Here is a 14,800-nt window from a genome sequence, read left to right as displayed (position 1 = left end):
GCACCGCCGCGCATGATCGCCACGCGCGGCGGCCTGCGCTTGCGTTACCAGCTGAAGCCCTTCGCGTTGCTCTTGTCGATCATTCTCACGTCGACCGGAATCGCTTTCGGCACATTGGCGCCCCACTTCTTCGCAAGCGCGATGCCGAGCGCGATGCGCACCTGGTCGGCCGGGAACTGCGCCGACGTCTCGACGAATTTCGAATCCGGCTTCTGAATCGCGGCGATCGCCTCAGGCGCACCATCGACGCTCGTCAGCTTGATGTCCTTGCCCGACGATTCGATCGCCGACAGCGCACCCATCGAACCGCCGTCGTTCACGCTGAACACGCCCTTCAGATTCGGATGCGCCTGGATCATGTTCTCGGTGACGGACAGCGCGGTCGCGCGTTCCTGCTTGCCGTTCTGCGTATCGACGAGCTTCACCCCCGGCGACTTCGCGAGCGCCGCCTTGCAGCCGCGCACGCGTTCGAGAATCGGCACGACCGGAATGCCGTCGAGAATCGCCACTTCGCCGCTGCCGCCGATCGACTTCGCGAGGTAGTCGCAAGCCATCACGCCCGCGTCGTAGTTCTTCGAGCCGACGAACGAATCGACCGGGCCGTTCGCGTTCGCATCGACCGCGACCACGACGACGCCCGCCTTCTTCGCCGACGTGACCGCCGACTGGATGCCGGTCGAGTCGGTCGGATTGACGAGCAGGATGTCGATCTTCTTTTGCAGCATGTCCTCGACGTCGCTGACCTGCTTGCTGACGTCGTGATGCGCGTCGGTGACGACGACGGTCGCGCCGGTCGACGCGGCCGCGTCGTTCAGCGCTTTTTGCATCGTCACGAAGTACGGGTTGTTCAGCTCCTGAAACGTCATGCCGATTTTCAGCGGCGCGGCCTGCGCGGTCTGCGCAGCCGACACGGCGACGAGCGACAAAGCGAACGCGAGCGCGCAGATGCGGCGCGCGAACATCGTCGAAGAATTGAGCGAAAGAGTAGACGGCTTCATGGTTGTCTCCATTTTTTGAAGTGAGCACGCCCCCTCGCGCTGTGGGCGCACAGCGCGATCGATGCGTGTTGAAACGCGAGTTGACTAAAACAGCGGACTACCGGGCGGGCACTATGTGACCGGATACGCGACGCCGCTACGCGGCAAGCCCGGCGCGAGCACGATCGCCGGCGCGTTGTCGATGCCCCTGCCATGCGCGGCCGCTTGCTCGGAAGCATCGCGGCTCGCATCGTTCAGCTGCTGATAACGGCGGAACGTCGATGGCGCCATGCCCTTCATGGCCAGAAACTGCCGGTTGAAATTCGACAGGTTGTTGAAGCCCGCCTTGAAGCAGATGTCGGTCACGCTCAGTTCGCCGTCGGTCAGCAACTGGCACGCGAGATTGATGCGCATGCGATTCACGTACTGCACGAAAGGCAGCCCGGTATGGCGGCGGAAATAACGCGAAAACGCGCTGACGCTCTGGCCGGCGAGTTGAGCAAGCTCCGACTCGCGCAATTCGTTCGAGAGGTTTTTGCCGATATACGCGAGCACATGATTGATGCGGGTCGCCGCGAAACTGGTCGGATCGGCCTGATATGCGGGACTCGCGAGCGTGTCGCGATCCGGCGCGTTCATCAGGATCTCGAGCATCGACATGAACAGCACGAGCCGGCGCAGTCCGCGCGCCCCGAGCAGTTCGAGAAAGAGTGGCTTGATTTGCGCCGAGGTCTCGTGACCGAACGACAGGCCGCGACGCGCATCGGCAAGCATCGCCTCGACCTGACGCCACTCCGGAAAACTCTCAAGACAGTTCGACACGAACTCCTGGCCGAACTGCACGACCAGATTGCGCTGCGCGACGCTCTCGCCTTCGGGCACGTCGCTGACCCAGTTGTGCGGCAGGTTCGGCCCCATCAGCACGAGATTGCCGGGCGCGAAGCTGCCGATGTGATCGCCGACGAACATCTTGCCAGTCGTCGCGACGATCAGATGGATCTCGTACTCCGGATGAAAGTGCCAGCGCACCGTGCGATACGGATAGCCATGCGACCACACTTTGAACGACTCGTCGTGGCGTACGGCCACGATTTCGAGATCAGGTTGCACTGTCTGCCTCCATGGAGCGGCACGGTGAGGCGCCGCCGATCTTGATCTTGTAAAGCGAAAAGTAACCGCCAAACGCGTTGGCGACCACTTAAAAAGAAACCGCGCACCGATACTTTTTTGCACTGGGGTTAATGCGGACGCGCGCGAGGTCAAATTTGACGCAATGCAATATGAGGGGCGCAGCGCGTGTTCCGGCCTCGGACCCTGCTCGCTGCCGCCCGCGCATCCAGCATGCCGCGCTGCGCCATCAAAACCCCGCCCGGTTGCCTTGACTTTCGTTTCGCCGGGTACGATCATTCGCTCACATCCAGAGCAAATGCTCTGCACGCACAAAACGCGCGCCACGAGCGCCGTAGTTTCCGGAGACACGACATGAACAGCGGGCAAGGCAGCGGCGCGGCCGCACACGTGATCCTGCACATCGGCGCGGGTTCGTTTCATCGCGCGCATCAGGCGTGGTATCTGCATCGGCTGAACGAAGCGAGCGCGGCCAGCGAGCCGCACTGGTCGCTGACCGTCGGCAATATTCGCGGCGACATGAACCCGGTGCTCGAAGCGCTCGCTGCACAGAACGGCGTCTACACGCTCGAAACGGTCACGCCGCAAGGCCAGCGCGCCTACGAGACGATCCGCTCGATCGAGCGCGTGCTGCCGTGGAGCGAAAGCCTCGATGGGTTGATCGAAGCGGGTGCCGATCCGGCCTGCAAGATCATCGCGTTCACCGTGACCGAAGGCGGTTATTACCTCGACGAACACGACCGGCTCGACATCGCGAATCCCGATCTCGCCGCCGACCTCGCAGGCGACCACAAGACGATCTATGGCGCACTCGCGGCGATTCTCGGCGCGCGCGTGAAACGCGGCGCTGGACCGGTCACGCTCCAGACCTGCGACAACCTACGCAGCAACGGCGAGCGCTTTCATGCGGGCATGAGCGAGTTTCTCGAACGACGCGGCGCGAACGAACTGGCGCAATGGTTCGACGACAACACCTCGTGCCCGTGCTCGATGGTCGATCGCATCACGCCGCGTCCGACGCCCGACGTGCGCGAGCGCGTGAAGGCCGCGACCGGCGTCGACGACGCGAGCCCGGTGATGGGCGAAGCGTTCATCCAGTGGGTGATCGAAGACCGCTTCATCGCGGGACGGCCGGCCTGGGAGAAGGTCGGCGCGGAACTCGTCGATTCGGTGCTGCCGTACGAAGAAGCGAAGATCCGCATCCTCAACGCGACGCATAGCTGCATCGCGTGGGCGGGCACGCTGGTCGGCCTGAACTACATCCACGAAGGCACGCTCGACGCCGACATCCGCCAGTTCGCATACGACTACGTGACCGAGGACGTGATCCCGTGTCTGACACCGAGCCCGCTCGATCTCGAACGCTATCGCGACGTCGTGCTCGAGCGCTTCAGCAATCCGCATATTCTCGATACGAATCAGCGCGTCGCCGCCGATGGCTTCTCGAAGCTGCCCGGCTTCATCGCGCCGACACTCGCCGAATGCTTCGAGCGTGGCGTCACGCCGGCGGCGACCGCGGTGCTGCCCGCGTTGTTATTCCGCTTTCTGGAGCGCTGGCACACGGGCAAGCTGCCCTACGCGTATCAGGACGGCGTGATGGACGAGCGCGTCGCGCACGGCTTTTTCTCGGCGCCCGATCCGCTGCGCGCATACGCGGCCGACCGGCTGCTGTGGGGCGGCATGGCGCAGACGCCCGAGCTCGAAGCGGCGCTCGCGGGCGCGCTTGCGCGTGTCGACGCTTGGCTCGCGAAACGCGGCGCGGCTTGACGAGCCAGGCTTAATGCGCATGACAGCGCGCGCGATGTGCGGATAAAGTAGCGCATCTCCAACGACGAAGGTTTCGCTCCCATGTACCTAGGCATCGACCTCGGCACGTCCGAAGTGAAAGTTCTGCTGCTCGCCTCCGATGGCCGCGTGATCGGCACCGCAGGCTCGCCGTTCACCGTTTCGCGTCCACACCAGCGCTGGGCCGAGCAGAATCCGGAAGACTGGTGGGCGGGCACGCGCAGCGCGCTGGCCGCGTTGCGCGCGCGTCATCCCGACGAGTTCGCGCAGATTCGCGGCATCGGCCTGTCGGGGCAGATGCACGGCGCGGTGCTGCTCGACGCGGAGAATCGTGTGCTGCGGCCCGCGATCCTGTGGAACGACATGCGCAGCGACAAGGAATGCGCGGAGCTGACCGAACGCGCGCCGGATCTGCACAGCGTCGCCGGCAATCTGGCGATGCCCGGTTTCACCGCGCCGAAGCTGCTGTGGGTCGCGCGTCACGAACCGGAGATTTTCGCCAGGACTGCCTGCGTGCTGCTGCCGAAAGACTATCTGCGCCTGCAACTGACGGGCGGCAAGGTGTCCGATCCGTCGGACGCGGCCGGCACATTGTGGCTCGACGTCGCGAAACGCGACTGGTCCGATTCGCTGCTCGCTGCCTGCAACATGACGCGCGCGCAGATGCCTGCGCTTCGTGAAGGCAGCGCGCCGGCCGGCACGCTGCTGCCGGAACTCGCGCGCGAATTCGGCCTGCGCGACGACGTGATCGTCGCGGCCGGCGGCGGCGACAATGCGACCAGCGCGATCGGCATCGGCGCGACGCAGCCGGGCGACGGCTTCGTGTCGTTGGGTACGTCGGGCGTGCTGTGCGTGGTCGGCGACAGCTTCCGGCCGAACCCGGCTTCCGCCGTGCACGCGTTCTGTCATGCGATCCCGGACCGCTGGCATCAGATGAGCGTGGTGCTGTCGGCGGCGAGTTGTTTGCGCTGGGTCTGCAAGCTCACGTCGACGGACGAGCCGACGCTGCTCGCCGAAATCGAGGCGCTGCCCGCCGAGGCGTTGACCACAGCGCCGCTCTTCTTGCCGTATCTGTCGGGCGAGCGCACGCCGCACAACGACCCCTACGCGCAAGGCGTATTCTTCGGCATGACTCACGCCACCGACCGCGCGCTGCTCGGCTATGCGGTGCTCGAAGGCGTGACGCTCGCGCTGACCGACGGCCTCGACGCGCTGCGCGCGGCCGGCACCGAAGCGAAAGTGCTGTCGCTGCTCGGCGGCGGCGCACGCAGCGATTACTGGGCCCAGTTGCTCGCCGATGCGCTCGATACCGTCACCGTCAAACATGGCGGCGGCGAAACCGGCGCGGCGCTCGGCGCGGCGCGTCTCGGCTGGCTCGCCGCAGGTGGCGAGCCAGCCACCGTGCTGACCAAGCCGCCCGTCGAAAAGGAGTTCACGCCGAATCCGCGCCGCCACGCGGAATTGCGCACGCGCCTCGAAGCGTATCGCGCGCTGTATCGCCACGTACGGCCGCTGTTCGATCCTGCCCGCGCCCCGCTCGCCTGAGCGTCATCCGCGGCCGGCCTGCGCGACAGACGCGCCGCCGGCCGCTATCATCGGCACACTTCAAGCGAAATCTCATCGTGCCCAGGTCCACAGAAAAACTCGATCTCGCCACGCGCGCCGCGTGGCTTTACTACGTCGCGGGCAACACCCAGAACGAAATCGCCGAGAAGCTGCAGGTGTCGCGGCCGGTCGCGCAGCGGCTCGTCGCATTCGCGGTCGAAAAGAACCTGATCCGCGTGCGGGTCGATCACAAGCTCGCCGATTGTCTGTCGCTCGCCGATCAGCTGTCGAAACGCTACGGCCTCAGCATGTGCGAGGTCGTGCCGATCGACGGCGATACACCCGAGGAACTCGACCGCAAGCTCGCGGTGGCCGGCGCACAGGTGATGGAGCGTTATCTGACCGCGGAAAAGCCGATGGTCGTCGCGGTCAGCAGTGGCCGCACGCTGAAGGCCGCGGTCGATCAGATCGCGCAGCTGGACCGTCCGCAGCACCGGTTGGTATCGATGGTCGGCGCGATCGCGCAGGACGGCTCCTCGAACCGCTACGACGTCGCGCTGCACATTTCTGAAAAGACTGGTGGCAAGCATTTTCTGCTGCCCGCGCCGCTGCTCGCCGACAGCGAGGCCGAGCGCGCGCAGTGGTGCAATCACCGTCTTTATCGGATCGTCGAGTCGCTGTCCGCGCAGGCCGACGTCGCGTTCGTCGGCATCGGCAACATCGGCATGACCTGTCCGTTGCACGAGGACGGCTTCATCACGGAAGGCGAGGTGAAGGAGCTGATGCACAACGGCGCGGTCGCCGAAATGCTGGGCCTGCCGATCGATGCGGCCGGCGCGCACGTCGAGTCGCCGACCGGCCGGCGCGTGACGAGCATCGCTCTCGACGCGCCGCCGCGCCGGCCGACCATCGGGTTTGCGGGCGGGCAGCGCAAGCGTGAGGCGTTGATCGCGGTGCTCAAGGGTGGGTGGTTGTCGGGGCTCGTGACGGATGAGTTGTGTGCGCGGGCGGCGTTGGAGGCGTGAAAAAACGCCCGCAGAAGAAGGCGGGCGATCGTTGTAGACGCGCCGCAAGATGGCGCGGTCGGAAGCTTACTCGCTCAGGAGCCTCGTCAACTCGTCAAAAAAATGAGGCGGCCGTGCACCCCCACAGGTCTGGCGAAAAGTCCTGCCCGTAAGTCTCCTCAAATGCCCTGTCCGGGTCAGGGTGCTCGCGCTTGAATCGCCCTATCTCAGACAACATCCTTTCATGCGCGTCCACAGGCGTTCCCTGTTTGTAGCATTCAACGACCTCAGCGATTTTGTCTCCTGAAAGTTCGTAATCTTGATTGGGGTAGGCTCCGAAGAAAATGACTGAGCTCTGGATAAGTTGAGTGGTTTTCCATGATTTATCTGAAGGCGTCAAATCAATCTTCATCTTCAAACCAGATACAGAAATATTGACCATCTCCACTACTTATAATAATACCCGAGTCAAATGTCGAGTCCGTAAGATCATTCCATGAATTCGACAATGGCGATTCCTTGTTTGAAAAATACCTACTGTGTTTTGATTCATTTTCAGAAATTATTCTTTCAGCAAGCTCTTCCGCTTTACCCCTGTTCATGCGCTGACAATCATAAGCCTCTGTTCTTTCCATAGCAGATTCGTAAGAATAGCAATGGCCCCGGCTCTATCCTGGGGCATAAGCATCTTCTCGTCAGGCGTCAGGCCAAATTTGGACAGCACCAAGGACAGGTCATCTGAATAGTCCAGTACATCGGAAATTCTGACCATCGTTGGGCCTCTCGCCGCGAGGATATCGGTGATTAAACTCATTTTCACTTCCCTCAATTAAACATTCCAAATAAGCGGTGAGAAAGATAACCCGTGGATTCACGGTCCGTCTATGGGCGAGGGATGATTCGGAGAGAAGGCGCTGTTCGGCGGCCAATACCGGGCCGCCAAAGCTGCTATCGCTGACCGCTTCACGCAAAACAGGCACCGCGCATCCGACTACGGAAAATTCGGAGTTGTCCCAATCTTGGGAGGCGGTCAGCAAGTCAGCATTGGAGCCCCACAAAAACATCAGAGGGTTTCGATATGCCCGGTGCCGATAACGCCGAAGGAGTGAAGGTTGTACTGAGTGCTCCGCAACTCGCGGCCGTGCTATCTCGCCAGTCGATCAGTCAATCGGAGATGCTTTCCAACCGGCTTTGGGGCGGGTTACAGGTCGTCGGCGGCGTGCTGGAAATGGTCGGCGCGGGTGTGCTGTGCGCTTTGCCAGATCCGACGATGGCGAGCAAAGCCGACGCTTTTGAAACATGTCGGAAGGACTGAAGCGCAGTTGCGGGAAAGACCGATAAATGAACCGCAGCGGAAAGTCGTGTCATCGTTCATAAACCGCGGAACTGCGGAATTGGCTATATCGGAAGTTATGTCTTCAAACGCAATTAGACTCCGCGCGTGGGCGCAGAATCCGACGCGAGATATTACTCTTACGCTGATTAAGCACGTCGCGGGTGACGTTGGATACGGGATATCGAGGGCAACAGGAAAGCTGACGAAAATGAACAGAGTGACAGTCTTTTTAAAGTACGAACCCTATAATGGCATGCCATATTACGTGCTTACCGCTTATATTGACTGAAGGGAAAAACGATGTCGCCCGAACGCTACCCCGCGATGCACCGCATATTTCACGTATATTTTGGTCAGGACTTTGACCTTTTTGGCGAAACCATTGCCGAAATCGTGGCTTGTTACAAAAAGGACAGCCCCCACACTTATTCGAATTTGATTCATGAAATCAATTCGTTCATGGATGAGCACTCGGCCGATCTGGATTGTGCGTTTGAAAGAAGCTATGGAGCGGGCTTTGATCCGACGCTGTGGGGACATACCACCGAGTCTTTTCTTAATGAGCTTAAGCGTCTCATGAGCGAATAGCGTCGCTTTCCCCGAACCGGACGGCTCCCGCCGTCCGGAGGTTTTCCCTGCTTTTATTTCACATCGGCAATCCAAAGCGCCCAACACCCTCGATAGACAGCGCCTTGAGTGCACCGTCTGTTTCCGCAATGCGTCATCGCCCGATCACGCCGCCAACACCTCAACAATCTTGCGCTGGAACGCCTTCCCGTCGCTATCGAACAGATGGCAATGCTCCGGAGTCGCGCCGAGCTTCTGCGTGTTGCCCTTCGCATGACGTTCGAGCGGCGGAATCCGCGCGATCAAACCGTCCGGCGCGACGCTCGACTCCGCGTACAGGTACGCGGCATCGCCGAGCGATTCGACCGTCATCGTGCGTGCCTCGATACCGTCCTCGGTCGTGCTGACGTGCAGGTGCTCGGGGCGAATGCCGACCGTCACCTTGTCGCCCTGCTTGGCCGCGCCGGGCTCGACCGACACCCGCTGCGTCTCGCCGGTCGCGTAACGCACCGCGACACCGTCGCGCGACACCGACTGCACAATGCCTTCCATGAAGTTCATCTTCGGCGAACCGATGAAACCTGCGACGAAACGGTTCGCGGGCGCGTGATACAGCATCGTTGGGCTGCCGACCTGCTCCAGATTGCCCGCCGACAACACCACGATCTTGTCGGCCAAAGTCATCGCCTCGACCTGGTCGTGCGTCACGTAGATCATCGTCGTCTTCAGCTCGTCGTGCAGGCGCGCGAACTCGAGGCGCATCTTCACGCGCAACGCGGCGTCGAGATTCGATAGCGGCTCGTCGAACAGGAACACCTTCGGCTTGCGCGTGATCGCGCGGCCGATCGCGACGCGCTGCCGCTGTCCGCCCGACAACTGCTTGGGCTTGCGATCGAGCAGATGGTCGATATGCAGAATCTTCGCCGCGTTGCGTACGGCCGCGTCGATCTCCGGCTTCTTCGCGCCGGCGAGCTTCAGGCCGAACGCCATGTTGTCGTACAGCGTCATGTGCGGATACAGCGCGTACGACTGGAACACCATCGCGATGCCGCGCTTGGCCGGCGGCACGTCGTTCATGCGCACGGCGTCGATGTTCAGATCGCCGCCCGTGATGTCCTCGAGGCCCGCGATCATCCGCATCAGGGTCGATTTGCCGCAACCGCTCGGCCCGACGAACACGACGAACTCGCCATCGGCGATGTCGAGATTGATGTCGCGCATCACTTCGTTGTCGTCGTAGGCCTTTCTGATGTTGCGCAAGGTTACGCTTGCCATGATGTGTCTCCGTGTAATGCTGTTCGATGCTGCTCGTTACTTCCTGCTGCTACCTGGTGCCGTGTCGTGTCGCATACATCCGCGCGCTCATGGTGCCGCGGTCGTCGCGGACAGTGTCCATTGCGCGACGAGGTCGGGCAACTGCCGCATATCGTCGAACACATGACGCGCGCCCGCCGCGTGCAGACGCTCGATCTGCGCATTGCTCGCATGACCGCCGCCGATAAACCCCAGCACCGCCATGCCCGCCGTGGCCGCCGCCGTGACACCCGTCACGCTGTCCTCGACGACGAGGCACGAGGCAGGCGCGAGCCCGAAGCCTTGCGCCGCCGCCAGATACACGTCCGGCGCGGGCTTCGGATTCGGCACCGCGTCGGCGCAGAACAGCCGCTCGCCGAAGAACCGCTTCAGGCCCGTGCGCGCCAGCACCGTCTCGACGTACGGCCGGAAGCTATTGCTCGCGCAGCCCTTGACGAGCGGCACCTGGGTCAGCGCCATCTCGATGCCGTCGACCGCGGGCGCATCGATCGCCGCCGCTTCGACCGCGCGGCGGATTGCGTCTATATCGTCGGCGCCGAGCTGCTGGCCGAGCTGCGTCGCGGTGTCCTGCAGCACGCGCTCGATGCGCAGCCCCAGCAGCGGCAGCACGACCGGCTCGACGTCGACACCGGGCCAGCGCGCCTCGAGTTCCCGCACCAGCATGCGCGCGGCCACCGCTTCGCTGTCGATCAGCACGCCGTCGCAATCGCAGATCAACGCATATCGCGCGACGCCCGGACCCGCCGTCGGGTCCGCCATCACTTGACCGCCCCGAACGTGAGGCCGCGCACCAATTGCTTCTGCGACAGCCAGCCGACGATCAGGATCGGTGCGACCGCCAGCAACGAAGCGGCCGACAACTTCGCCCAGAACAATCCTTCAGGACTCGAATACGATGCGATGAACACGGTCAGCGGCGCGGCGTTCGAGCTCGACAGGTTGATGCTCCAGAACGCCTCGTTCCACGCGAGAATCACGAGCAGCAGCGCGGTCGACGCGAGTCCGGGCAGCGCCATCGGCATCAGCAGATAGACGATCTCCTGCCATGTCGCCGCGCCGTCGATGCGCCCGGCTTCAAGAATGTCGCGCGGTATTTCGGCGAAGTACGTGAACGCCATCCAGACCGCGATTGGCAGATTGATCAGCGTGTAGACGATGATCAGACCCGACACCGTATCGAGCAGGCCGCTGTTTTTCCACAGCAGATAGATCGGCACCAGCACGCCGACCGACGGCATCATCTTCGTCGACAGCATCCACAGCAGCACCTTCTGCGTGCGGTGCGTCGGGAAGAACGCCATCGCGTACGCGCACGGCACCGCGAGGATCAGGCACAGCAGCGTGACGCCGACCGAGATCAGCACCGAGTTCCACGCGAACGCGAAGTAGTTGCTGCGCGCGAACACTTCGCGAAAGCTGTCGAGCGTCGGCATGAAAAACAGCGACGACGCGTAGGCCTGCTGCTCGGTCTTGAACGCGGTGATCGTCATCCAGAAGATCGGGAAGAACAGCAGCAGCGCGACGAGCCATGCGATCACGCCGGGAATGCCGCGGCGAATCGTGTCGAATGGCGATTTGGTCGGCAACGCGACGGGTTGGGTCGTCGATGCAGCAGTAGAGGCAACGTGGCTCATTTTTCGTACTCCCCTTTCAGGTTCTTCGCGAGCATCCGCACGAGGAAGAACGACACGATGTTGGCCAGCACGACCGCGAGAATACCGCCCGCCGATGCGAGACCGACGTCGAACTGTTGCAGGCCGAGCGAGAAGATCAGGTACGACAGCGTGGTGGTCGCGTTGCCTGGGCCGCCGCCGGTGGTCGTGTAGATCTCGGCGAAGATCGACAGCAGGAAAATCGTCTCCATCATCACGACGACCGCGATCGCGCGTCTCAGATGCGGCAGTGTGATGTAGAAGAACATCGAGAACGGACCCGCACCGTCGATCTTCGCGGCTTCCTTCTGCTCCTGGTCGAGCGACTGGATCGCCGTGAACAGGATCAGGAACGCGAACGGCAGCCACTGCCACGCGACGATCATGATCACCGCGGTCAGCGGATAGTCGGCGAACCAGTCGATCGGCTGCATGCCGAGCGCGCGCATGCCCTGCGCGACGAGGCCATACACCGGGTGCAGGATCATGTTCTTCCAGATCAGCGCGCTGACCGTCGGCATCACGAAGAACGGCCCGATCGCGAGCAGGCGCGCGATGCCCTGCCCGTAGAACTTGCGATCGAACAGGATCGCCATCAGCACCCCGCCGACCACGGTGATCACGAGCACCCACACGATCAGCTCGATCGTGTGCGCGATCGACGGGCCGAACGACGGATCGGTCGCGAGATAGCGGTAGTTGTCGAAACCGGCGAAACCGCGCAGATCGGGATTCAGCAGGTTGTAGTGCGAGAACGAGAACCAGATCGTCATCGCGAGCGGAATGACCATCCACAGCACGAGAACGCTGACCGACGGCGCCACGAGCCAGCGGGCCGAATTGGCCTTACGCTCCTCGCGTTCTTTTTCTGTCTGGGGATGGGCGTGCATCAAAGGTAGGCGCAAAGGACGCATGATGGACCACCTGTTCGGTAATGCGCGGAGCGTTCGCCCGAGCCGCGTGTGTGCGACGCGGCGTGCCGTGCTGTATGACGCACGGCACGCGCCGCATCGCTTACGGCGCAGACCAACGGCCGCCCTGCTTCATGAGCCGCATCGGTCGATGCGGCGGGCCTGCCGGGTTACAGCAGCGCAGTTACATCTGCGCAGTTATTTCTGCGCAGTTATTTCTGATAACCCGCCTGCTTGACCGCGCGGTCCGCGGCCGCGTTGCCGGCCGCGAGCGCCTGATCGACCGTCATCTGACCAGCGATCGCGCCGGAAACGCTCTGCCCGACCACCGTGCCGAACGACTGGAACTCGGGAATCCCGACAAACTGCACACCGGTGTAGGGGACCGGCTTCAAGGTCGGATGATCCGGGTCGGCGGTCTGGATCGCCTTCAGCACGAAGTCGCCGAACGGCGCAGCCTGCTTGTACTCGGGGCGCGCATAGGTGGACTGGCGCGTGCCCGGGGGCACCGAGGCCCAGCCTTCGTCCTTCGCGACCATTTCGATGTAATCCTTCGAGGTCGCCCACTCGATGAACTTCTTCGCCGCATCTTGCTGCTTCGACGACTTCGGAATCGCCAGCGCCCACGCCCACAGCCAGTGCGAGCCCTTCGGCGTGACCGCGACCGGCGCCGCGGCGAAGCCGACCTTGTCGGCGATCTGCGACTGCTGCTTGTTGTATAGCATGCCGGCCGCGACCGTCGCGTCGATCCACATCGCGCACTTGCCGGACGACATCAGCGTCAGGTTTTCGTTGAAGCCGTTCGAGCTCGCTCCCGGAGGGCCGTCCTTCTTCAGCAGATCGACATAGAACGTCATCGCCTTCTTCCATTCCGGCGAGGTCAGCTGCGCGTTCCACTTGTCGTCGAACCAGCGGCCGCCGAACGTGTTCACGACCGTCGTGCCGTACGCCATGTTCTCGCCCCAGCCCGCCTTGCCGCGCAGGCAGATGCCGTATTGCTCCTTGGACTTGTCGGTGAGCTTGTCGGCGAATTGCGCGATCTGGTCATAGGTCGGCTGGTCGGGCATCTTCAGGCCGGCTTTGTCGAACAGATCCTTGCGGTAATAGGTCATCGAGCTTTCGACGTAGAACGGCAGCGCGTACAGCTGGCCGTTCGCGGACAGGCCGTCGCGGGCCGTCTTGACGACGTCGTTCAGGTCGTAGTTCGCGGGCAGGTTCGTGATCGGCGCGAGCCAGCCGCGCTTGCCCCATTGCGGCGTTTCGTACGCGCCGATCGTCATCACGTCGAACTGGCCGCTGCCGGTCGTGATGTCGGTCGTCGCGCGCTGACGCAGCACGTTTTCTTCGAGGATCACCCAGTTCAGCTTGATGTCCGGATTCGCTTTTTCGAACGCGGGCGACAGCTTCTTCAGCTCGATCATGTCCGGATTGTTCAGTGTCGCGATCGTCACCGTCGCCGCCGATGCGCTCATCGCGAAGCAGGTGGCCGCGCCGGCACCGGCCGCCTTCAGCGCGAATTTGAAAGCTGGTTTCATGGTTGTCTCCTTTCTCATACGTTATGTGATGCTGCGTTCGTTTGACGGAATGACGCGCCGCTCCGAGCAGCCAACGTGCCCCGCTCCCTGCTCTTCGTTCAGCTCATCCAGTTGCCGCCGTCGACGTTCAGCGTCTGCGCGGTGATGTAGTCGGCATCGGCAGACGCGAGGAACAGCGCGGCGCCGGTCAGGTCGTCGGGCACGCCCATGCGGCCGAGCGGCACGGCCTCGCCGACGAGGCGCTTCTTCTCGCCGAGCGGCCGGTTCTCGTAGCGTGCGAACAGCGCGTCGACCTCGTTCCACATCGGCGTATCGACGACGCCCGGCGCGATGCCGTTTACATTGATCTTATGCGGCGCGAGCGCGAGCGCCGCGGACTGCGTATAGCTCAACACCGCCGCCTTGGTCGCGCAGTAGTGCGACACGAGCGCCTCGCCGCGCCGGCCGGCCTGCGACGACATGTTGATGATCTTGCCGCCGCGGCCCTGCTCGACCATCTGCCGCGCGACCGCCTGCATCAGGAAGAACATGCCCTTCACGTTGACCGCGAACAGGCGGTCGAACACGTCCCAGGATTCGTCGAGGAGCGGGCGCATGTCGAACAGCGCCGCGTTATTGAAAAGGATGTCGATCTGGCCGAAGCAGCCGAGCGTGCTCGTGACGATGCGCTCGATGTCCTCGCGGCGCCGCACGTCGGCACTGACGCTCAACACGCGCTCGCCGTAGGTGCCGCGCAGCGCGCCGCCGATGCTGTCGGTCGGCTTCACGTCGACCAGCACGCAGCGCGCGCCTTCGTCGAGATAGCGCAGGGCCACCGCTTCACCGATACCGCTGGCCGCGCCCGTCAGAATGGCGACCTTATCCTGCAATCGTGCCACTGCCTGTCTCCGGTTGGTTTTTACATCCTGGCGCGTAGTGAGCGAACGCTCATCGCGCGATCAATTGCTCGGCTAGTGATCGAATGATCGGATACGGGCCGGGCCATGTCAAGGCACGCGGACGAATTTCGATGGTGCAGCGCGGCAGGCTTCCAGTCCGCGAAGATG

At 62.9% G+C, this 14,800-nt stretch carries 14 protein-coding genes and 1 pseudogene; 5 read left to right on the top strand and 10 right to left on the bottom strand.

What is annotated here, in order from left to right; all coding sequences use genetic code 11:
* Positions 1–44 precede the first annotated feature (44 nt).
* Both AB3X86_RS14315 and AB3X86_RS14310 read right to left on the bottom strand, forming a co-directional pair.
* A complete protein-coding gene (locus AB3X86_RS14315) occupies positions 45–998 on the bottom strand; it encodes a substrate-binding domain-containing protein (protein ID WP_368596468.1) in 954 nt (317 codons plus the stop codon).
* A gap of 111 nt (positions 999–1,109) precedes the next feature.
* Entirely contained in the window at positions 1,110–2,087 is a 978-nt protein-coding gene (locus tag AB3X86_RS14310; RefSeq protein WP_176121731.1) for an AraC family transcriptional regulator, read from the bottom strand.
* Between the two features lie 372 nt (positions 2,088–2,459).
* On the opposite strand from AB3X86_RS14310, the gene dalD reads away from it, so the two are divergent.
* From dalD to AB3X86_RS14295, 3 genes are all read left to right on the top strand, one after another.
* Positions 2,460–3,872, top strand: coding sequence for a D-arabinitol 4-dehydrogenase (dalD, locus tag AB3X86_RS14305; RefSeq protein WP_368596467.1), 1,413 nt, complete (start codon positions 2,460–2,462; stop codon positions 3,870–3,872).
* Between the two features lie 81 nt (positions 3,873–3,953).
* Positions 3,954–5,435, top strand: a complete 1,482-nt coding sequence (xylB, locus tag AB3X86_RS14300) for a xylulokinase (RefSeq protein ID WP_368596466.1) — start codon at positions 3,954–3,956, stop codon at positions 5,433–5,435.
* 77 nt (positions 5,436–5,512) lie between these two features.
* Positions 5,513–6,460: a sugar-binding transcriptional regulator gene (locus AB3X86_RS14295; protein ID WP_176105172.1), complete on the top strand. Its 948-nt coding sequence runs from the start codon at positions 5,513–5,515 to the stop codon at positions 6,458–6,460.
* 94 nt (positions 6,461–6,554) lie between these two features.
* Here the strand turns inward: AB3X86_RS14295 and AB3X86_RS14290 are convergent, their stop codons facing one another.
* Positions 6,555–6,881: a contact-dependent growth inhibition system immunity protein gene (locus tag AB3X86_RS14290; RefSeq protein WP_368596465.1), complete on the bottom strand. Its 327-nt coding sequence runs from the start codon at positions 6,879–6,881 to the stop codon at positions 6,555–6,557.
* Between the two features lie 156 nt (positions 6,882–7,037).
* On the bottom strand, positions 7,038–7,253 hold the full coding sequence (locus AB3X86_RS14285) for a hypothetical protein (protein WP_368596464.1): 216 nt from the start codon (positions 7,251–7,253) through the stop codon (positions 7,038–7,040).
* Positions 7,254–7,517: 264 nt separating this feature from the next.
* On the opposite strand from AB3X86_RS14285, the pseudogene AB3X86_RS14280 reads away from it, so the two are divergent.
* Positions 7,518–8,064, top strand: a pseudogene (locus tag AB3X86_RS14280) (RNase A-like domain-containing protein).
* An 11-nt stretch (positions 8,065–8,075) separates the two neighbouring features.
* Positions 8,076–8,363, top strand: coding sequence for a contact-dependent growth inhibition system immunity protein (locus AB3X86_RS14275; protein ID WP_368596463.1), 288 nt, complete (start codon positions 8,076–8,078; stop codon positions 8,361–8,363).
* A 144-nt stretch (positions 8,364–8,507) separates the two neighbouring features.
* Here the strand turns inward: AB3X86_RS14275 and AB3X86_RS14270 are convergent, their stop codons facing one another.
* The 6 genes from AB3X86_RS14270 to AB3X86_RS14245 all read right to left on the bottom strand — a co-directional run bounded on the left by AB3X86_RS14270 (position 8,508) and on the right by AB3X86_RS14245 (position 14,632).
* Positions 8,508–9,617 (bottom strand): ABC transporter ATP-binding protein, encoded by a 1,110-nt coding sequence (locus tag AB3X86_RS14270; RefSeq protein ID WP_368596462.1) that lies wholly within the window; start codon positions 9,615–9,617, stop codon positions 8,508–8,510.
* Between the two features lie 87 nt (positions 9,618–9,704).
* Entirely contained in the window at positions 9,705–10,415 is a 711-nt protein-coding gene (locus AB3X86_RS14265; protein WP_368596461.1) for an HAD family hydrolase, read from the bottom strand.
* A complete protein-coding gene (locus tag AB3X86_RS14260) occupies positions 10,415–11,290 on the bottom strand; it encodes a carbohydrate ABC transporter permease (RefSeq protein ID WP_368596460.1) in 876 nt (291 codons plus the stop codon). The genes AB3X86_RS14265 and AB3X86_RS14260 overlap by 1 nt, the downstream gene beginning before the upstream one ends.
* Positions 11,287–12,222, bottom strand: coding sequence for a carbohydrate ABC transporter permease (locus AB3X86_RS14255; protein ID WP_026229139.1), 936 nt, complete (start codon positions 12,220–12,222; stop codon positions 11,287–11,289). Before AB3X86_RS14255 ends, AB3X86_RS14260 begins: the two co-directional genes overlap by 4 nt.
* A 209-nt stretch (positions 12,223–12,431) precedes the next feature.
* Entirely contained in the window at positions 12,432–13,754 is a 1,323-nt protein-coding gene (locus AB3X86_RS14250; RefSeq protein ID WP_368596459.1) for a sugar ABC transporter substrate-binding protein, read from the bottom strand.
* A gap of 98 nt (positions 13,755–13,852) precedes the next feature.
* Complete coding sequence (locus tag AB3X86_RS14245) at positions 13,853–14,632, bottom strand: L-iditol 2-dehydrogenase (protein ID WP_176105164.1); 780 nt, start codon at positions 14,630–14,632, stop codon at positions 13,853–13,855.
* Between the last annotated feature and the right edge of the window lie 168 nt (positions 14,633–14,800).

The organism is Paraburkholderia sp. BR14374, assembly GCF_040948685.1.
Taxonomy (GTDB): domain Bacteria; phylum Pseudomonadota; class Gammaproteobacteria; order Burkholderiales; family Burkholderiaceae; genus Paraburkholderia; species Paraburkholderia youngii.
This window is presented reverse-complemented; position numbering and strand designations above follow the sequence as displayed.

Excerpts from the sequence above, each read along its gene's own strand:
- AB3X86_RS14260 (WP_368596460.1), bottom strand. The coding sequence starts at position 11,290 with ATGAGCCACGTTGCCTCTACTGCTGCATCGACGACCCAACCCGTCGCG.
- AB3X86_RS14290 (WP_368596465.1), bottom strand. The coding sequence starts at position 6,881 with ATGGTCAATATTTCTGTATCTGGTTTGAAGATGAAGATTGATTTGACG.
- AB3X86_RS14285 (WP_368596464.1), bottom strand. The coding sequence starts at position 7,253 with ATGAGTTTAATCACCGATATCCTCGCGGCGAGAGGCCCAACGATGGTC.
- AB3X86_RS14250 (WP_368596459.1), bottom strand. The coding sequence starts at position 13,754 with ATGAAACCAGCTTTCAAATTCGCGCTGAAGGCGGCCGGTGCCGGCGCG.
- AB3X86_RS14270 (WP_368596462.1), bottom strand. The coding sequence starts at position 9,617 with ATGGCAAGCGTAACCTTGCGCAACATCAGAAAGGCCTACGACGACAAC.
- xylB (WP_368596466.1), top strand. The coding sequence starts at position 3,954 with ATGTACCTAGGCATCGACCTCGGCACGTCCGAAGTGAAAGTTCTGCTG.
- AB3X86_RS14255 (WP_026229139.1), bottom strand. The coding sequence starts at position 12,222 with ATGCGTCCTTTGCGCCTACCTTTGATGCACGCCCATCCCCAGACAGAA.
- AB3X86_RS14265 (WP_368596461.1), bottom strand. The coding sequence starts at position 10,415 with ATGGCGGACCCGACGGCGGGTCCGGGCGTCGCGCGATATGCGTTGATC.
- dalD (WP_368596467.1), top strand. The coding sequence starts at position 2,460 with ATGAACAGCGGGCAAGGCAGCGGCGCGGCCGCACACGTGATCCTGCAC.
- AB3X86_RS14275 (WP_368596463.1), top strand. The coding sequence starts at position 8,076 with ATGTCGCCCGAACGCTACCCCGCGATGCACCGCATATTTCACGTATAT.
- AB3X86_RS14315 (WP_368596468.1), bottom strand. The coding sequence starts at position 998 with ATGAAGCCGTCTACTCTTTCGCTCAATTCTTCGACGATGTTCGCGCGC.